We start from the raw sequence: 19,113 nt of genomic DNA on the forward strand, positions 1-19,113 counted from the left end.
GTCTCAACTCAAGTTAACTTTGTCCATCAAACTCTCTTTATGCAAGAGAGTTTTTTTCATGAACAGAAAGTTGAGAGATGATAAGAAACGGGGGAACAGCAATGACCATTAAAAATTCAAACTTAGGTTATCCGAGAATCGGAGAAAAAAGAGAGTGGAAAAAGACGCTGGAATCGTTTTGGAAAGGCGATATAACAGAACAGCAATTTGAAGAGCAGATGAAACAGATCAGATTGTCTCATTTGCAAAAGCAGCTGGATAAAGGAATTGATCTTATACAGATTGGTGACTTCAGCTATTATGATCATATTTTGGATACAGCCGTTTTGTTTGGCCTCCTGCCTGAGAGGTTCTGGAAGCAGGATGCTGATTCCCTTCAGACCTATTTTGATATTGCAAGAGGCAGCAGAGATCAAGTGGCGGCTGAAATGACAAAATGGTTTAACACGAATTATCATTATCTTGTACCTGAACTGGGTCAAGCAGAGCCAAGACTGACCAAAAACCGGCTTTTGAATCTCTATCATGAAGCAAAAGAAGAGCTTGGCATAAACGGCAAGCCTGTTCTTGTCGGTCCGCTTACCTTAATTGCTTTATCAAAAGGGGAAAATAAAGACCAAGTCCTTCAGAAATTAATTCCTTTGTATGTTCAAGTGCTGCAGGAGCTTGCAGATGCAGGCGCTGAGTGGATACAGATTGATGAACCGTTGTTCGTGACATCGGATGCAGATGATGCATTATTTTTAAAGGCTAAAGAAATTTATGGAACTATCAAAAGAGAAACCGTAAATACGAAGCTGCTGATTCAAACTTATTTTGAAAGTGTTGAACAATACGACCACCTAGTCAGCCTTCCAGTGGATGGTATTGGACTAGATTTCGTATACGACAGCGGGAAATCCCTTCAAAAGCTCCAAACTGCAGGATTCCCAAGGGATAAAGTTCTCGCTGCAGGGGTCATAGATGGACGGAATGTGTGGAAGGCAAATCTCCAAAAGACCGTAAAGCTTGTCAACACCATCCTTGAAGCTGTAGACCGGGACAGGCTGATTCTTCAGCCTTCATGCAGTCTCATTCATGTGCCGGTGACGGCAGAAAATGAAAAGAAGTTAGATCCGCTTGTAAAGGGCGCACTATCTTTTGCGGATGAAAAGCTTGAAGAGCTAAGCCTGTTGACGAAATTTTTCAACTTTGAAGCTGAAGAAGGGGCGCTTAAAGAATATGATTCAGCAGCTGATCAATTATCAACTTCAAAGCTCAGAAATCAAAGCGCAGTTCACGATGCGATGAAGCAGCTGGATTCCTTTTCAACAGTTAGACCGGAAGCCGGTCTGCGGAGAAAACTGCAAAACAAACGGTTCAGCCTTCCATTGCTGCCTACAACAACCATCGGCAGCTTTCCGCAAACAAAAGAGGTTCGGGCACAGCGGCTTAAATGGAAAAAAGGCGAACTGACAGAACAGCAATACACTGCATATATAGAAGAAGAAATAAAAAAATGGATTGACATCCAGGAAAGTCTGGAGCTTGATGTTCTCGTACATGGAGAATTTGAAAGAACGGACATGGTCGAATTCTTTGGGGATAAATTAACCGGAATTGCGATTACAACTTTTGGCTGGGTACAATCCTATGGCTCGCGCTGCGTCAGACCGCCGGTTATTTATGGAGATGTATTACTTGAGGAGGCTATGACAGTAAAAGAATCGGTTTTTGCCCAAAGTCTTTCTGAAAAACCTGTAAAAGGAATGCTGACAGGTCCTGTTACCATTTTAAACTGGTCTTTTGTTCGAAATGATCTGCCAAAATCAACTGTCCTTCATCAATTATCACTCAGCATCCGCAAAGAAGTCCAAGCGCTTGAACAGGCTGGCATTGCGATGATACAAGTAGATGAACCTGCACTGCGGGAAGGTCTCCCGCTAAAATCAGAGAAATGGAATGAATATTTAGCAGATGCGGTGACAGCATTTAAACGGTCAACTGCTTCCGTGCAGCCGGATACACAAATTCATACGCATATGTGCTATTCGAATTTTGAAGATATAATCGAAGCTATTGATGCACTGGATGCAGATGTCATTTCAATTGAAACATCAAGAAGTCACGGTGAACTCATTCATTCCTTTGAGAAATATTCATACGAAAAAGGGATCGGATTAGGTGTATATGACATTCATAGCCCAAGAATCCCGACAAAAGACGAGCTCGTTCTGAACATTGAAAGAGCCCTGCAAGTATTAGACCCCGAACTCTTTTGGGTCAACCCTGACTGCGGGCTGAAAACAAGAGGAGTATCTGAAACAGTTGAAGCATTAAAAGTGATGGTGGCAGCGGCTAAAAGCTGCAGAGAAAAAGCACGCCAAGAGACTTCTGTATAAGGATTTCCGGTTAAACACAAAACAAGCCTGTTCCTAAAAGGGAACAGGCTTGTTCGGCGTATTAGCGGACACCCTTCATGTAACTTTGAATTTTAGGAGAAAGAATGAGCATAAGAACTCCTAAAAGGACTGCAATACCGCCAATGATTCCAAAATAGAGAATTTCAGTTTCTGGTTTATAGAATCGGACAATTTGAGCATTGATTGCTTGAGCTGATGCACTAGTCAGGAACCAAAGACTCATAGTCTGGGCTGAGAATGCAGCTGGAGCAAGCTTTGTTGTTGTAGATAACCCGACAGGCGACAGACAAAGCTCTCCAAGTACAACAAGGAAGAAGCTAAGGATCAGCCAAATCGGATTAGCAAGTGAATCCGTTCCATTTACGTAAGCAGGAATAATCATAATCAGGAATGATAAACCGGCAAAGAACAAACCAAATGCGAATTTTTTCGATGTAGATGGCTGTCTGTTGCCAAGTTTGACCCAAAGCCATGCAAACACAGGTGCAAAGAAGACAACAAATAATGGATTTAACGATTGAAATAATGATGATGGAATTTCAAAACCGCCAAATGTCAGGTCTGTTCGTTTATCTGCATAAGCTCCAAGGATGGTCGCACCCTGTTCTTGGATTGCCCAGAAAACCATTGCCGCAATGAAAAGCGGAATATAGGCAATCAGTCGTGAACGTTCAACATCAGTTGACTTGGGACTGCGGTACATCACGGTGAAGTAAACAATTGGAATTAAGATTCCTAAAATACTGATTAAGAAAGTGAATTTTGCAATCGTCAGATAGCCTGTTGTGATTGAAATAGCTCCTAAAATTCCGATAACAGCTAAACCAATAGCCAATCTTCCGAAAACTTTATTTCTTTCAGCCGGAGTAAGAGGGTTTGGGACTGCTGTTCCCGCTAATCCAAGATTTTTCTTTTTTGTCAGTACGAAGACGATTAATCCTAAAGCCATACCGATTGCAGCAAGACCAAATCCTAAATGGAAATTGTATTTTTGACCTACAGTACCAACGATAATTGGTGCAAGCAAACCGCCTAAGTTGATTCCCATATAGAAAATACTGAATCCTGAATCACGGCGATTATCTTCTTTGCTGTATAGATCACCCACAATATTCGAAATATTTGGCTTGAGCAATCCAGTACCGATTACAATGAAGAACATCGAAACGAAAAACGCTGCAATGCTTCCAGGGAAAGCAAGAATAATATGACCGAGCATAATAAGGACTCCGCCATAAAAAACGGTCCGTGCATTTCCAAGCAATCTGTCGGAAATCCAGCCTCCGATGATTCCGGACATATAAACGAGGGAACCATAGATGGACATAATGGAAAGAGCAGTAGTCTGATCAAGCCCAAGTCCGCCATCTTTCATAGAATAATACATATAATACAGAAGAATAGCTCTCATCCCATAATAAGAAAAACGCTCCCAGAATTCTGTGAAGAACAGGGTGAATAATCCTTTAGGATGACCGAAAAAACCATGTTGCGGTACACTTTGTACAATTTTGTCTTTGTCAATTGATGACATGATACAAGAAGCCTCCTTTTTACCATGTATAATAATACTACTATTAAAATTGAATTGTCAAAAAAAATCGGAAAAAATACTATATGAATTATTTTTTTAATATAATTTTACAAAAATGACATTAAGAAACAGAACTTGTATGCAGCTCTGTTTTTTAGCATATTTCCTTAAATTCATAGTAGGGAAATGCCATGCTTTTAATCGGTTAAGAAAACTGAAGTAAATAAAAATTAAACCTCTTTCCAATTTTACCTTTTTCGCAATTTTAATATATGTAGCTCCGGTCCTCTGAAAGCTTTAATCAGACTTCAATCCTCAAATGAAGACATAAATCTACTTTACAAACCATCGGTCTGTTTTTAAGATGTAGAAAGGAGGCGTCGAATGATGAAGCAATTTGAAAGAAGAGTGCGTTCAGAGAAAGCTTTGCTTGAAGCTGCATCTGCATTGATAAAAGAAGTGGGCTGCGCCAAAACCACCCTTGCGGAAATTATGGAGAGGACAGGTCTTTCAAAAGGAGCCATCTATCACTATATTAAAAGCAAAGATGAACTATTCGCTAAAGTACTTGAAGCGAGAATTCATGAAACTAATGAAAAATTTTTCGAAAAAATGGGACAGAGTAAAGAGGATATGAAGGACCCTATTGATGTTTTAACAGAGAGTTTCGAGGAAATTAATCATCCAAAAGATGTAGTCAATCAAATCCTGCTGTACTTTATTGGCAGGAATGAACAAAAAAATGCAAAGGAAGCTCTGCGTGAATTTGATCAATGGATGTTTGAGTTTTCAAAGCTATGGATTGTATCAGGGCAAAAAAATGGAGTGATCAGCGAAAAGATTGATGCCAATCAGACAGCTGAGCTTTTTGTTCTGATGTCTTCAGGGTTTAGAATGAGAAACGTTCACAGCGGATCAGATTACGAATTTCAAACCTCTCAGTTTACAGATTTGATGAAAAGTTTGTTCAGGGAAGACCCTGTACTTTTGAAATAGTCTTTATATTGAAAAATTTTTTCTTATGGATTATAAACGTTGTCCGTTCCTTTCCGCTCATGGTCTCCCATTTTGCTCAATTTCCCGCAGGAGTCAAGTTTATCCGCTGCAATCCACTTAAGACTTTTATCATTTAGGCCTTATTACAATGAGTCCATTAGCAACAATGATTACGAAAAGAGTCAAAAAAAAAAGAGAACGGTCATGTTCTCTTTTTTTGAATTCTATTAATCTAACACTTCCACTTTCACCGTTTTGCGGCCCCATTTTCTTGCTTCTGCAATATTAGGCATCAAAACATCGATTTTATGATTTTTAATTGCTCCGCCTGTATCACCGGCAATCGCAACTCCATATCCTTCAACCCAGACTTTCTTGCCAAGTGGAATGATTTTAGGATCAACCGCAATTAATTTCATATTAGCATTTTCTTTAATATTTATGCCGATGGCCGTAAAGTCACTGGCTGTATCTTCATGACTGTAAGCTGTAGCTGTTACATAGAAGATTTTGCTTTCATCTTTTTCTGCTTTTGGCGGTTCTTTAGCAGCTGGTTTTTCTGCAGAGACAGGTTTGGCCGGTGCAGCAGCAGCTGCTTTTACTACTTTCTTTTCCGCAGCAGCAGCTTTGGCTTTTGCTGCTTCCTTAGCTCTTTCAGCTTCTGCACGGGCGTTAGCTTCAGCGAGAAGGGCAGCCTGCTCTTTCTTTTTCGCGGCGGCAATACTTGCTGCACGCGCTTTTGCTGCTTCCTGTTCTTTTTTAATGTTTGCTTCAATCGATATCATTTGAGCCTGAAGGGCTGATTTTTCCTGTTCAGCAAGCGTCACTTCAGTTGAAATCTTTTGATATTCAGTTTGAAGCGAAGTCATTTTCTTTTGTCTGTTGAGCATTGCTTCCTCAAGCCTCGCACCGCTTGCTGCTAATGTTTGCTGCTGTTCAGTCAGCAGAACCTCTTGTCTGTCAATCTCTTTTTTATCTTCTTCAATTTTTTTTAAATCAGCCTGCTGCTGTTCAAGGATGTCATTATCAGCATTTAATAGAGTAGCAACAGCTCCGATTCTCTCAAAGAAGTTTGAAAAACTTTCTGCATTAACTAAAGTGTGAATGACAATATCAGCGTGATCATTCTCCTGAAGAGCGGTTAGCCTTGCATACATGATTTCCTCGCGGCTTAACACTTTGTCCTGAAGCGCTACTATTTCTATTTTCTTTTCCTCGATTAATTGCTTCGTCTTTTTAATCTCTGCTTGAATGGAAGCATATTCTTGTTCATTTTTTGCTACAAGAGCTTCCATGTTCTGAAGTTCGTTTTCCATTTTCTGAACTGCGGTATGTACTGCTTGTTTTTGTTTTTCTTTTAGCTTCAGCACTTCATGATTTTGGTCAAGCTGCTTCTCAGCTTTATGTAAGGTGTCCTGATTTGTTTCTGCTAAGGCAGTGTTATAGCTTGATAGAGCAACAAAACCGACAGAAAGCGCGGTAATCATACGCATTGAAAATCTCATAAAACAACCCCTCTCTTGTATTTCAGTTATACCACAAAAAAGGGGCCTTTTAGATTACAAATCTGTTAAATCATTCAATATGCGACAAATTAATGAAAATATTCTCTAAAATAACGCCAAATACTGTCGGTTATTGCTGCCACTCTTTTAATGTCTGATCTGCAGGCAGGAGATACGCCAGGGTTCCCAAGATTGGCAGCAATGCAATGCCTGTCATAACAGCTGTTAATCCAAAAGCATCAATTAATGAGCCTAAAGCAACAGAACCAATTGCCCCCATTCCAAAAGCAAGACCAACTGTCAGACCCGACATTGTTCCAATCTTTCCGGGAATTAGCTCTTGGGCATACACAACTGTGACCGAAAAGCTTGAACTTAATATAAAACCGATAGCCGCAATAAGCGGGTATGCTGCAATGGGACCTGCGAATGGCAGAATAAGGGCAAAAGGAGCAGTAGCAAGCAGAGAATAAAGGATAATCGTGCGTTTGCCGAACCGGTCTGCCAAAGGCCCCCCTGCAAAGGTTCCAAGAGCCCCCATAGCCAGGAAAATGAAGATATACACCTGTGACTGGGCAATACTTAAATGATATTTCTCAATCACATAGAACGTATAAAAGTTTGATATGGCACTTCCATACCATGAACGTGCAAAAACGAGAAAGACGATCACTGCTAATGCAGAGTATATGGCTTTTGTCAGTTTGACTTCTTTTTTTATTTTGCCATTTTTCTTTTCTTCCTTTCGGATGGCTGAAAGTTTCAGAGTGTACCAGTTTGCTATATAGATAAGGAACATCACAGCAAGCGCTGCTGCAATGGTGAACCAAATAGCCCCAAACTGTCCGAATGGAACGAGAATAAGCGCTGTAATCAGCGGAGCAGAAGATGATCCGGTATTTCCGCCGACTTGATAGATGGACTGCGCAAGACCCCGTCTTTCTCCGGCTGCTAAATAGGCTACTCTTGACCCTTCAGGATGAAAGACCGCTGAACCGAGTCCGATGAAAAAGACGCTCATTAAAATCAATGAAAAAGAAGGAGCAAATGCCAGACCCACAATCCCTGCTAAGCTGCTCGTAAGTCCGATTGGAAGGGCGTAGGGCATCGGTCTTTTATCCGTATACCAGCCGACAACCGGCTGAAGAACAGAGGACACCATGTTCAGCGTAAAAGCAATGAAGCCAAGCTGTGTAAACGTAAGCCCCATCGTTTTTTCGAGAATCGGAAACATTGCAGGAATCACAGATTGTATTGAATCGTTTAATAAATGGCATAAACCTATGATGAAAAGGATGTTGTACATTGTCGGAGACGATTTTGAAATTGGTTTTTTAAATGCAGCTGCGTTTTCCATTTAACAAGTCCTTTCCCGGCATAATATTTCGATAGACGAAATGTATTTTACCACAAAATATGAGGCCGGAAATCGAAAAATTCAAATAAAAAAAGCTTTTGGGCAAGAAACCCTTGAATGTTCATGTAAAAGGAGTAAAATAGATTTTAAAATTTACCTGAAAATTTAAACATTAGGGGATGTTCGCATGAAAGTGGTGAAATTTGGAGGCAGTTCGTTAGCATCAGGAGATCAGGTTAAGAAGGTATTTGATATCGTAACATCTGATCCTGATCGAAAAGTGGTTGTTGTTTCAGCTCCAGGCAAACGGTATCCGGAAGATCGCAAGGTGACGGATCTCTTAATTGAACTTGGCGAAAGAACACTGCGCGGGGAAGAAGCCCCCGAATATTTGTCAGCTGTTATTGCCAGATATAGTCAAGTCGCAGAAGAGCTGAAATTGCCGGCTGAAATCGTTTCCAAGATTGAACTGGATTTGATTCAGCTGCTTAATGCAGATAAAACCGGGCAAGCCCGTTACATAGATGCAATAAAAGCAAGCGGAGAAGACAACAATGCAAAGCTGATTGCTGAATATTTCAAGAGCAGAGGCATTGAGGCCACTTATATAAATCCTAAAGAAGCAGGTCTCCTTGTTGAGGAAAACGGCGGAACAGCACTAGTTCTGAAAAAATCGTACGAAAATCTCAAATCTCTGAGGAAACGTTCCGGCATTCTTATTTTTCCTGGGTTCTTCGGTTACAATGAGGCTTCCGAAGTTGTTACGTTTTCCAGGAGCGGGTCAGATATTACTGGATCCATTCTTGCAAATGGCATCGAAGCCGACCTTTACGAAAATTTCACGGATGTGGATGCGGTTTATTCCGTTAATCCGAATGTTGTTTCAAATCCAAAGGAAATCCGCGAGCTTACATACCGTGAAATGCGTGAGCTTTCATATGCAGGATTTTCTGTGTTTCACGATGAAGCGCTGATACCTGCATTTGAGGCCGGCATTCCGGTTCATATTAAAAATACAAATAATCCTGAAGCGGCAGGCACAAGAATTGTGAACGAACGAAAAAATACGAATGGACCTGTGATCGGCATTGCCAGCGATGATGATTTCTGCAGTATTTATGTGAATAAATATTTAATGAATAAAGAAATCGGTTTCGGACGAAAATTGCTCTCCATTTTAGAGGACTTCGGATTAACCTATGAGCACAGTCCTTCAGGAATCGATGATTTGAGCATTATCTTAAGACAAAAACAAATGAATGCAGAGACCGAGGAGCTTATTTTAGAGCGAATCCGTACAGACCTGAAACCTGATGAGGTGACAGTTGAACATAATCTGTCACTTATCATGATGGTAGGGGAAGGCATGCGGCATAATATCGGCACCGCAGCCCGTGCTTCTAAAGCTTTGGCAGAAGCAGGCGTCAATATTGAAATGATCAATCAGGGATCATCAGAGGTCAGCATGATGTTCGGCGTAAAAGAATCACAGGAGAAAAAAGCCGTTCAGGCACTTTATGAAGAGTTTTTTGTTGGAGTCTATGCTTAATATAGGATAGAGAGGCTGAGACAAAAGTCAGATAGCCAAAGAAAAATCCGAACTGGGAGTTAATAGTTCGGATTTTTTCTGTATAAAAGGCTTCTATAGCCAAAGTTTTTTTGTTGGACATTTGATGGCCCATACTCAGTAGTGGCGCCACTCCCCGGAGTGCAGCCACTTTTCAGGTGATGTCTTTTCAGTTGTGGCGGCATTCCCCAAAGTGGTGCCATTTTTTCAATGTGAAGCTGCCTCACAAAGTGCTGTCAATTCTCCTTATCCTTACCAGTATTTTCAGCTGAACCTCTCTCCCTGACTTTTTTAAAAGAACTTTGTTACCTGAAACTCAAAAGATCCTATCACTTATATCCTGACAATTATTATGAAACTAGTCTATAATGATAGAATATATAGATAATTCAGATAGAAGGAGGAGGCTAAGTTTGATAAAGAAGGTTGCTGTTATTGGATCTGGAACGATGGGGCACGGCATAGCCCAGGTGTTTGCTGCTGCTCAATGTCCGGTAAAAATTTATGATTTAAGAGAAGACCTATTATTGAAGGCTGAGCGAATGATCATTCAGAATTTAGAGATGATGAAAAAAGAATCCTACATAAACAGCAGTGAACAAAAAGAAACGCTGGAACTGCTCTCGTATTCAACGGACCTTTTTGAAACGGTTCATGACGCAGATCTGATCATAGAAGCAATTCCTGAGGTGCTTGCGTTTAAGCACCAGTTGTTTCAATTGCTTGAAACAATGATACGTTCAACTGCAATCATTGCATCCAATACTTCTACATTTCCGATTTCAAAGCTTGCTGAGGCATGCTCGTTTTCTGAGCGCTTGCTCATTACTCATTTTTTCAACCCTGCCCATTTAGTCAAATTGGTTGAAATAGTTAAACATGAGGATACTCTTCCATGGGCAGCAGAAGAGGTTATCAATCTATTAAAAGCTGCCGGTAAAAAAGTTGTCATGCTGAATAAGGACATTCCCGGTTTTATCGCAAACCGTCTTCAGGCTGCTGTAGTCAGGGAGGCTTTTTATCTGCTTGAAGAAGGCGTTGCAAATGCAGATGACATTGATCAGGTCATGTCTGAAGGACCCGGCATGAGATGGGCTCTAAACGGACCGCTTCGGATTGCGGACATGGGAGGACTCGATATATGGGAAAAGGTAACCGGGAATTTGTTCCCAGAACTCGACTGCAGCACCGAAGCTCCGCGGTTTATTGTGGAAAGCGTCAAACAGGGAAATTTGGGTGCGAAAACCGGCAAAGGCATTTATGAATACAGCGCTTCAGGAGACGGAGCTTCAGACATCCGGGATAAACAGCTGATTCACCTGCTTAAAATGTAAGCGTTTTATATAAAGGAGGAAGATCAGATTGAATTCATTTGCTGTCTTTAGAAGTCCTAAAACGTGTTTTTATGGAAATCACTCTTTTCAGAAGCTGGGATCAGTTACGGCTCAATATGGGAAGAACGCACTCATTATCAGTGATCGCGTGATGATGGATCTTGGATATATAGAGAAGGCTCAGCATTTGATAACAGAGTGCGGCGGCAAAAGCAGTATTTACCTTGGCGTAGCCTCTGAACCGACGGATATTTATGTACAGGAAGCACTCCATCAGCTGCAATCAGAAAAATGCGATGTTGTGATCGCTCTTGGAGGAGGTAGCTGTATTGATACTGCTAAGGCAGTTGCGGTTCTTGCAGCAAACGGGGGGTATATAGGAGATTATATGGGAGGCAAAAAAATCGCATCAAATCCTCCTGTGCCTCTTATTGCAATCCCGACAACGGCAGGTACAGGCTCTGAAGCAACAGACGTCACCATCATCACCAATACGAAAAATGATGTGAAAATGATGATTAAGCAGCCGGCGTTCATGCCCTTCGCTGCAATCGTTGATCCTGTTTTAACCTATTCATCTCCAAAAGAAATAACAGCCGCAACAGGAATAGATGCACTAAGCCATGCGCTTGAGGCATACCTGTCAAGAAAAGCCCAGCCAATGACAGATATGCTTGCTTTATCTTCCATGAATCATATTCTGCCAAACATCAGGCATGTATATGAAGATGGTTCAAACAGTGAAGCCAGAGAAGCGATGTCTTTAGGGTCTCTTCAAGGAGGCATGGCCTTCTCCAATGCATCTGTTTGTCTTGTACATGGGATGTCACGTCCGATCGGCGCCCTGTTTCACGTTCCGCACGGCATATCAAACGCCATGCTGCTGCCTGCTGTACTTGAATTCAGCAAGGATCATTGTACAGGCAGGCTCGCGGATGCAGGACGGATTTTTTCAAGAGAGAAAATGTCAGACAGTGAAGCGGCACAGCTCGCAATTGATGAAATAAAAGCACTATGCAGGGATTTAAATATTCCAAATTTAAAGGGATGGGGCATAGATCCGCAAGCGTTTGAAATGGCCATCCCGAAAATGGCGGCAGATGCCCTGGAAAGCGGCAGCCCCGGTCATAATCCGAGAGTGCCGTCGGTGGATGAGATAGCAGAGCTTTATCGATATTCTTTTACCTATTCATATCAGACTGACAAACAAACAGCGGGAGGGGAAAAATGATGAAAACAATTGAAAATTATCTAAATGGAGAATGGGTGCCTGTAAAAACCGGCAAATTTGATGAAGTGCCAAACCCTGCAACAGGAGAAACACTTGCCATGGTTGCGATTTCTGGAAAAGAAGACGTAGACGCAGCGGTTACTTCAGCCAAAGAAGCATTTGAATCCTGGAGCAAAACACCTGTGCCAAAACGGGCAAGAATTCTTTTCAGCTATCAGCAGCTTCTGATCAAGCACGCCGAAGAACTCGCTTCCTTGATTACAACGGAAAACGGCAAAAGTTTAGAAGAAGCACGCGGTGAGGTGCAGCGGGGAATTGAATGTGTTGAATTTGCTGCAGGAGCGCCAACTTTGATGATGGGATCTGTCCTGCCGGATATTGCGACAGACATTGAGTCGGCTATGTATCGCTATCCTGTTGGAGTTGTAGGCGGAATCACTCCGTTTAACTTCCCGATGATGGTGCCGTGCTGGATGTTTCCGCTTGCGATCGCTTGCGGGAATACATTTGTTCTAAAGCCATCAGAACGTACGCCTATTTTAGCTTCCAGATTGGCAGAGCTCTTTTCAGAAGCAGGACTGCCTGCCGGGGTGCTCAATATCGTCAATGGAGCGCACGATGTCGTGAACGGTCTGCTTGAACATAAAGGCATAAAAGCCATTTCATTTGTAGGGTCTCAGCCTGTTGCTGAATATATTTACAAAACAGCAGCTTCACACGGAAAGAGAGTACAGGCCCTTGCCGGTGCGAAAAATCATTCCATCGTGCTGTCTGACTGTGATATTGAAAAAGCGGTCACAGGAATAATCGGTGCTGCATTTGGCAGTGCAGGCGAGAGATGCATGGCGTGTTCTGTGGTCGCTGTGGTTGATGAAATTGCCGATGAATTTGTGGAAAAACTCGTTCAGTCAGCTAACGCCATCTCAATAGGCAACGGCCTTGATGAGGGCGTGTTTTTGGGCCCGGTAATCAGAAGTTCTCATCTTGACAAAGTCCTGAATTATATTGATCTTGGGGAAAAAGAAAAAGCAAAGCTTGTTAGAGACGGCAGAATCGATGCTAAGAAACATGATAAAGGATATTATATCGGGGCAACCATTTTTGACAATGTCACAAAAGAAATGACCATCTGGAAGGATGAGATTTTTGCACCGGTTTTAAGTGTTGTCCGTGTGAAAAATCTGCAGGATGCAATTGAACTGACAAATGAATCTGATTTTGCCAATGGAGCCGTTCTTTATACAGCAAGCGGAAAAGCAGTCCGTGAATTTCGTGAAAAAATTGAAGCAGGCATGCTCGGAGTGAACGTAAATGTTCCGGCTCCGATGGCTTTCTTCCCATTCTCAGGCTGGAAAAATTCTTTTTACGGTGACCTTCACGCAAACGGCAAGGACGGCGTTGAATTTTACACAAGGAAAAAAGTGGTGACTCAGCGGTGGTTTAATTAACATGACGCTTGAGTGAAAATATTGTATAGTTAAAAGTTCAGACAGGCAGGCTCAGAGATACACGGGCTTGCCTCTTTCAATGAACGGGGCAGATTAACGTGACTACAACAAAGACATATTTAAAAGAATGGCAGCAGGCCATACAAATTGAAATCGGCTATTTAAAAAAATACGGGAGCACGAAATACCGTGTTGCAAATGGACATTTATTATCAACAGGGGATGCATACACTTACTATTTTGAAAGCAGCGGCTTTTTGAAAATCCCTGTTGGATCCTCCATCAAATTAGAAAGGGACGGCGTGAAGCACAATGGAAGAGTCTTGTCTTCAGAAGGGAAAAGCATCATTCTCTCATTTGAGAGGTCGTTCGGAGATCTCATCCATGAGGCCTTTCTTTTCCACGATCCGTGGGAACTGCTTGAGGAACTCATTGCAAGGCTTGATGACATGAAAAAAAGCAAAATCAAGCGGGCCAGAATCAAAAAGCTGATGGAACCCACGATGCCCCCGAAGCATCCTGCAGCAGAAGGGAAAAGCTCAGTCCATGAATTGTATGTAAGGTCCAAATACAATCCAGTCACTTTCGTCTGGGGACCGCCCGGCACCGGGAAAACCTACACGCTTGCAAGAACAGCAGCCAATCATTATTTTAAAGGGAAACGTGTGCTGATTTTGTCCCACAGCAACAGTGCTGTGGATGTATTAATGAAAGAAATCGCCATTTTCATTAACAAAAAGCAGAAATTTAAAGAAGGTGAACTTCTGCGCTACGGCACCGGGAGCGGCGAAACAGCCTTTCCTGTACCCTTAACAACAAGTGAACTTCTCATGCAGAAAGATCCTGCGCTGTCAAAGGACAGACAGCAGCTTCTCGATGAACGAAAACTTATTAAAAAGGATTTATCAGATTCATTCAGCAAGCGCGATTCCAATCAGCTGCTTGATCTAGAAACCAAAATCAGCAGAGTCCTTGAGAAAATACGCAAGCAGGAATCTGAATTTGTGAAAGAAGCATTTATTGTAGGGACAACCCTTGCAAAAGCAGCAAGCGATTCAACCATATACGAAGACGAATTTGACGTTGTGATTGTCGATGAAACAAGCATGGCCTATGTGCCTCAGGCTGCGTTTGCAGCATCGCTTGGCAGACGGGTGATTTTGTGCGGAGACTTTAAACAGCTGCCGCCAATAGCCTCTTCCCGGCACGAACTAGTTGAAAAATGGCTGAAAGAAGATATATTCATCCGCTCAGGCGCTGCTGACATCAAACAGGAATTGCACCCGCACATGCTTTTATTGAAAGAACAGCGGAGAATGCATCCGGAAATCTCTGCCTTTACCAATCAATATGTCTATCAAAATCAGGTAGGCGACCATCAAAGTGTCAAAAAAAGCAGAAATCAGCTCGTTTTAAACGCTCCTTTTCCAGGCAGAGCATCCATTCTGCTTGATGCAAGTCATACAGGCGAGCATTGCATGAAAGAGAGGACGTCCCACTCCAAGTTTAATTTGTGGCAGCTGCTGCTTTCGTTTCAAAGCATTCATGAATCTTACCTATCAGGAGTAAAATCCATTGGATATGTGACACCTTACCGTGCACAGGCATCTCTTATGCAGCAGCTTTTAGAAGATTTATATAAAGAAGAACTCATGAATGCCGATATACTTGCGGCAACCGTGCATAAATTTCAGGGCAGCGAGCGGGATGTAATGATTTTTGACAGTGTTGACAGCTTTCCCGAGAAGCGCGCCGGAATGCTGACAACCGGCAAGGACAGTGTGAGGCTTATCAATGTAGCCATTACCAGGACTAAAGGGAAGTTCATACATGTCAGCAATTCAGACTTTATCCGTCAAAATGTCTACCGCAGCAAAGCGCTCAGGCAGCTTGTGGACCATCAGGAGAAACATCATCAAACTGTCAGTCATCAGCAAATAGGGAAATGGATTCAAAATCACCATCCAAAATTGAAATGGATCCATGCTCTAAAACAAGAACCTATATTGAAAGACATTCGTTCTGCCAAGCACAGGATCATTCTATCCCTTCCAAAATCGGTCACTCTTCAAAATGATTTGACAGATGTGCTGAAAACTGTCCAGCATTCCCTTACAATCATTTCTGAAAAAAAACCAGAAATCCCATGCAGGTGGATTCAAGAAAATCTGCCATTCCCATTTGTTATCATTGATGATCAACTTTTATGGCTCGGACAGCCATTTGAAGGAACAAACAGAGTGCAGCCCCCTTATGTAGCGGCGAGACTGAATTCGGAAAAAACAGTAAAGCATTTTCTCACGCAGCTCTCCTTTTCATAAAAAGAGGAACATGCATTTTTTTCGCGAATTATTACCCTTTATAATGAATGAAAGGGTGGAAGGAATGGAATACAGGTTAAAGCCCACTGGATATTCGGAAAGGGCCATTATTGAAAATTTGATGCAATATTACTTTTACGACTTTACTGAATTTAACGACGCTTGTGTCAATGATCAAGGAAGATTCAATGATTATCCTTATTTCGAAAACTACTGGAATGAAGAAGGGCGATTTCCTTATCTGATCAAAGTAAAGGAAGAGAATGCCGGTTTTGTCCTGGTAAGGTACGTTGCATTTGAAGATTATTTTTCGGTCGCAGAATTTTTCATTATGAAAAAATTCCGGCGATCGGGACTCGGCAAACAAATTGCTCACAATCTTTTCCGGCTGCATAGCGGAAAGTGGGAAGTAGGACAGAGTGAAAAAAATAAACCGGCACAAAGCTTTTGGAGAAAGGTAATTGATGATTATGCATCTGGCAATTATTCTGAACGAGCGGAAAATGGCCGCGTCATTCAAACTTTTTGTTCTGAAAAAATGGAGGGAGCACTGTGAAAACATTTAGATCGCCTAAAAAAATCGTAACGGGTGAAGGGTCTGTACAAAACTTGCTTCAACTTATTAAAGAATATCAAGCTGTTAAAATCTTTCTTTTTGCCGATCCGATTTTAATCAAGCTGGGAGCTCTTTCTTCAATTGAACAAACGCTAGACGAAAATCAAATCCAATTTGAACGCTATACTGACATTCAGCCTGAACCTCAAGTTTCTATTGGTGATGGTGCAGTCAAAGCTCTCAGGAAATCAGGTGCTGACCTTGTCATCGGAATTGGCGGAGGCAGCTGTCTGGATATTGCTAAAGCAGCAGCGGTTCTTGCAAAAAATGAGGGAACAATTGCAGATTACTTAAATTTATCCGGATCAAAAATACTGTCAGAGCAGGGACTGCCTAAAATCATGATTCCCACAACTTCAGGCACCGGTGCAGAAATGACAGATATCGCCGTCTTTTCATTGGAAGAAACAAAGGATGTCATCTCGCATGATTATTTGCTTGCAGATGCTGTCATCATAGATCCGGAGTTAACCTATTCTCTTCCTCCAAGAGTAACGGCTGCGAGCGGGATTGATGCGCTCACACATGCCATTGAATCCTATTTATCTATTAACGCTACGGTCCTCACTGACACTCTTGCTTTAGAAGCGGTGGAGAAAATCGCCTCAAGTATCCGCACAGCAGTCTGGCAGGGCGGAGACCATGACGCCCGCAGCAGCATGTCATGGGGAAGTATGCTTGCCGGACTCAGTTTCTTTAATGCGGGAGTAGCAGGTGTACATGCTTTAGCTTATCCGCTCGGAGGGATGTTTAAAGTGTCGCATGGGGAGTCAAACGCCGTTCTGCTCCCATATGTCCTGGACTATATTTGGCCTTCCTGCCTGCATAAAATGACGATTCTTGCTTCAGCGCTTAATATCCAAAGAAATGGGAAAAGTGATCGCGAGCTTGCTCAGTCAGTCGTAATGGAGATTAGAAATCTGATGGAAGATGTTGGGCTGCCAAACACCCTTCAAGCTTATGGCATTACGGAAGAGGATCTTGATAAATTAGCGGCGGGCGGCATCAAGCAAACACGGCTGCTGGCAAGAAGTCCAAAGACCTTTCAGCTTCAAGATGTCAAACAAGTCTACTATGCAGCATTATATGGAACGTTAAAGGCAGAAGGAGTGTTGAATCATGTTCCATACAACAATTGAACCGCGTGTTTCTGAAACAGATGGCGTCGGCCATATCAATAACACAACAGTCCCAGTCTGGTTTGAAGCAGGAAGAAATCAGCTGTTTGCTTTATTCAATCCTGACCGGTCATTTAAAGACTGGAAAATGATTATTTTAAATATGAATGTCGATTTTATCAGTCAAATTTATTACGGCAAAAATGCGGAAGTGTATTCCTGGGTGAAAAGAATCGGAAATTCAAGTCTGGAGCTTTATGAAGAAATTCATCAGGATGGGGAATTATGTGCAAAAGGAACCGTGATCTACGTGAATTACAATGTGCCTCTAAAAAAATCAGAACCTATCCCCGATGCCATTAGACTGGAATTGCAGAAACACCTCTATAAAAACATGTGAGTTTTCTAAATTAAAGCTTGTTTTTTCTGAAATTTCAAAATACACTAGTAACATACCAACTGGTTAGTATTTAAATGGGATGGAGTGATTGTCATGCATTTGCGATTAACAGATGAGCAGAGAATGGTTCAAAAAACAATCCGTAAATTTGTTGAAAATGAATTAATGCCTCTTGAAAATACCGTTCTTAGAAATGAATTAGAAGGAAAGCCAAGTCTATCAAAAGAAAAAATGCACGAGCTTCAGCAAAAGGCGAAGCAGTCCGGCTTCTGGGGCATTAATACTCCGGAGGAATACGGCGGTGCAGACATTGGTCAGATGATGCTAGCCATCGTACAGATGGAGGTCTCTAAAACATTCGTTCCGTTCCGCTTTGGCGGCTCTGCAGACAACATTCTCTATTATGCGAATGAAGAACAAAAAGAAAAGTATTTAATTCCAACGATTAATGGCGACAAAAAATCGTGTTTTGCGATGACAGAACCTGCAGCAGGATCTGATACCAGAAATATCCAGATGACAGCCGTAAAAGACGGAAATGAATGGGTGTTAAACGGTGAAAAAACGTTTATTACAGGCGGAAACGAAGCCGATTTCGTAATGGTTATTGCAATAACAGATAAAGAAAAACACCGGGCAACAGGCCGTGACGGCGTGACATGTTTCATCGTTGACCGAGATATGGGCTGGACTTCAGAATATATTCATACAATGGGCGAGTGGGGACCGGCAAGCTTATTTTTCGATGGCGTCCGCGTGCCTGAAGAAAACATACTCGGAGAATTGCACGGGGGCTATAAACTGGGGCTCGAATGGATTGGCTTTGCCAGATGGATCGTAGGGGCCACAGCTGTCGGTGCTGCAGAACGCCTGCTGCAGATGGCCATCGACTATTCCAAAGAACGGGAGACATTTGGAAGACCGATCGCTGACCGTCAAGCGATTCAATGGCAAATTGCAGACTCAGCAACTGAAATTGAAGCTGCAAAATGGCTTGTATTGAATGCTGCGTTCACCCTTGATCAAGGCGAAGACAACCGACACTTGGCATCGATGGCCAAATTATACGGCTCTAATATGGGGAATCGTGTTGTCGACCGCGTGCTTCAAATCCATGGGGGAATGGGCTATACAAGAGAACTCCCGATTGAACGCTGGTATCGAGAGGCCCGCCTCTGGAGAATTTATGACGGAACAGATGAAATTCAGCGCTTAATTCTGTCCCGCAATCTCTTAAAAGGAAATGTCAAAATCGGACAATTCATCTAAAAAGGAGGCGGAATC

14 protein-coding genes are annotated in these 19,113 nt (G+C 42.2%); 11 read left to right on the forward strand and 3 right to left on the reverse strand.

Features of this window, described 5'->3' with window-relative positions:
* Positions 1 to 101 precede the first annotated feature (101 nt).
* Positions 102 to 2,381: a 5-methyltetrahydropteroyltriglutamate--homocysteine S-methyltransferase gene (metE, locus tag E2R53_RS05880; protein WP_133310813.1), complete on the forward strand. Its 2,280-nt coding sequence runs from the start codon at positions 102 to 104 to the stop codon at positions 2,379 to 2,381.
* Positions 2,382 to 2,442: 61 nt separating this feature from the next.
* On the opposite strand, the gene E2R53_RS05885 is transcribed toward metE, so the two are convergent.
* Entirely contained in the window at positions 2,443 to 3,936 is a 1,494-nt protein-coding gene (locus tag E2R53_RS05885; RefSeq protein ID WP_133310814.1) for a peptide MFS transporter, read from the reverse strand.
* Positions 3,937 to 4,320: 384 nt separating this feature from the next.
* On the opposite strand from E2R53_RS05885, the gene E2R53_RS05890 reads away from it, so the two are divergent.
* Positions 4,321 to 4,932 (forward strand): TetR/AcrR family transcriptional regulator, encoded by a 612-nt coding sequence (locus E2R53_RS05890; RefSeq protein ID WP_133310815.1) that lies wholly within the window; start codon positions 4,321 to 4,323, stop codon positions 4,930 to 4,932.
* Between the two features lie 227 nt (positions 4,933 to 5,159).
* Here the strand turns inward: E2R53_RS05890 and E2R53_RS05895 are convergent, their stop codons facing one another.
* Positions 5,160 to 6,437 carry a 3D domain-containing protein gene (locus E2R53_RS05895; protein WP_133310816.1) on the reverse strand — a complete coding sequence of 426 codons (1,278 nt, stop codon included), beginning with the start codon at positions 6,435 to 6,437 and terminating at the stop codon, positions 5,160 to 5,162.
* 130 nt (positions 6,438 to 6,567) lie between these two features.
* Positions 6,568 to 7,794 (reverse strand): MFS transporter, encoded by a 1,227-nt coding sequence (locus E2R53_RS05900; RefSeq protein ID WP_286166087.1) that lies wholly within the window; start codon positions 7,792 to 7,794, stop codon positions 6,568 to 6,570.
* 187 nt (positions 7,795 to 7,981) lie between these two features.
* Here E2R53_RS05900 and E2R53_RS05905 point away from each other — a divergent pair, with 187 nt between their 5' ends.
* The 9 genes from E2R53_RS05905 (at position 7,982) to E2R53_RS05945 (ending at position 19,098) form a co-directional block, all read left to right on the forward strand.
* A complete protein-coding gene (locus E2R53_RS05905) occupies positions 7,982 to 9,343 on the forward strand; it encodes an aspartate kinase (RefSeq protein ID WP_133310817.1) in 1,362 nt (453 codons plus the stop codon).
* Between the two features lie 431 nt (positions 9,344 to 9,774).
* Positions 9,775 to 10,695 (forward strand): 3-hydroxyacyl-CoA dehydrogenase family protein, encoded by a 921-nt coding sequence (locus E2R53_RS05910; protein ID WP_165970905.1) that lies wholly within the window; start codon positions 9,775 to 9,777, stop codon positions 10,693 to 10,695.
* Between the two features lie 28 nt (positions 10,696 to 10,723).
* Positions 10,724 to 11,926, forward strand: a complete 1,203-nt coding sequence (locus tag E2R53_RS05915) for an iron-containing alcohol dehydrogenase (RefSeq protein ID WP_133310819.1) — start codon at positions 10,724 to 10,726, stop codon at positions 11,924 to 11,926.
* The gene (locus tag E2R53_RS05920) at positions 11,923 to 13,374 is read left to right on the forward strand and encodes a CoA-acylating methylmalonate-semialdehyde dehydrogenase (RefSeq protein WP_286166088.1); all 1,452 of its coding nucleotides are present in this window, start codon (positions 11,923 to 11,925) and stop codon (positions 13,372 to 13,374) included. Before E2R53_RS05915 ends, E2R53_RS05920 begins: the two co-directional genes overlap by 4 nt.
* Before the next feature lie 98 nt (positions 13,375 to 13,472).
* Positions 13,473 to 15,695 (forward strand): AAA domain-containing protein, encoded by a 2,223-nt coding sequence (locus E2R53_RS05925; protein WP_133310820.1) that lies wholly within the window; start codon positions 13,473 to 13,475, stop codon positions 15,693 to 15,695.
* Between the two features lie 64 nt (positions 15,696 to 15,759).
* Entirely contained in the window at positions 15,760 to 16,251 is a 492-nt protein-coding gene (locus tag E2R53_RS05930; protein ID WP_133310821.1) for a GNAT family N-acetyltransferase, read from the forward strand.
* Positions 16,248 to 17,450 carry an iron-containing alcohol dehydrogenase gene (locus E2R53_RS05935; RefSeq protein WP_133310822.1) on the forward strand — a complete coding sequence of 401 codons (1,203 nt, stop codon included), beginning with the start codon at positions 16,248 to 16,250 and terminating at the stop codon, positions 17,448 to 17,450. The genes E2R53_RS05930 and E2R53_RS05935 overlap by 4 nt, the downstream gene beginning before the upstream one ends.
* Positions 17,431 to 17,829 carry an acyl-CoA thioesterase gene (locus tag E2R53_RS05940; RefSeq protein ID WP_133310823.1) on the forward strand — a complete coding sequence of 133 codons (399 nt, stop codon included), beginning with the start codon at positions 17,431 to 17,433 and terminating at the stop codon, positions 17,827 to 17,829. The genes E2R53_RS05935 and E2R53_RS05940 overlap by 20 nt, the downstream gene beginning before the upstream one ends.
* Positions 17,830 to 17,922: 93 nt before the next feature.
* Entirely contained in the window at positions 17,923 to 19,098 is a 1,176-nt protein-coding gene (locus tag E2R53_RS05945) for an acyl-CoA dehydrogenase family protein (RefSeq protein WP_070877486.1), read from the forward strand.
* Positions 19,099 to 19,113 lie beyond the last annotated feature (15 nt).

The sequence above is a fragment of the Peribacillus frigoritolerans genome (genome assembly GCF_004358755.1).
GTDB lineage: Bacteria > Bacillota > Bacilli > Bacillales > Bacillaceae > Bacillus_P.

Bases quoted from the DNA above. Each gene is read 5' to 3' on its own strand.
- E2R53_RS05940 (WP_133310823.1), top strand. From the start codon at position 17,431: ATGTTCCATACAACAATTGAACCGCGTGTTTCTGAAACAGATGGCGTC.
- metE (WP_133310813.1), top strand. From the start codon at position 102: ATGACCATTAAAAATTCAAACTTAGGTTATCCGAGAATCGGAGAAAAA.
- E2R53_RS05890 (WP_133310815.1), top strand. From the start codon at position 4,321: ATGATGAAGCAATTTGAAAGAAGAGTGCGTTCAGAGAAAGCTTTGCTT.
- E2R53_RS05930 (WP_133310821.1), top strand. From the start codon at position 15,760: ATGGAATACAGGTTAAAGCCCACTGGATATTCGGAAAGGGCCATTATT.
- E2R53_RS05895 (WP_133310816.1), bottom strand. From the start codon at position 6,437: ATGAGATTTTCAATGCGTATGATTACCGCGCTTTCTGTCGGTTTTGTT.
- E2R53_RS05945 (WP_070877486.1), top strand. From the start codon at position 17,923: ATGCATTTGCGATTAACAGATGAGCAGAGAATGGTTCAAAAAACAATC.
- E2R53_RS05920 (WP_286166088.1), top strand. From the start codon at position 11,923: ATGATGAAAACAATTGAAAATTATCTAAATGGAGAATGGGTGCCTGTA.
- E2R53_RS05900 (WP_286166087.1), bottom strand. From the start codon at position 7,794: ATGGAAAACGCAGCTGCATTTAAAAAACCAATTTCAAAATCGTCTCCG.
- E2R53_RS05905 (WP_133310817.1), top strand. From the start codon at position 7,982: ATGAAAGTGGTGAAATTTGGAGGCAGTTCGTTAGCATCAGGAGATCAG.
- E2R53_RS05885 (WP_133310814.1), bottom strand. From the start codon at position 3,936: ATGTCATCAATTGACAAAGACAAAATTGTACAAAGTGTACCGCAACAT.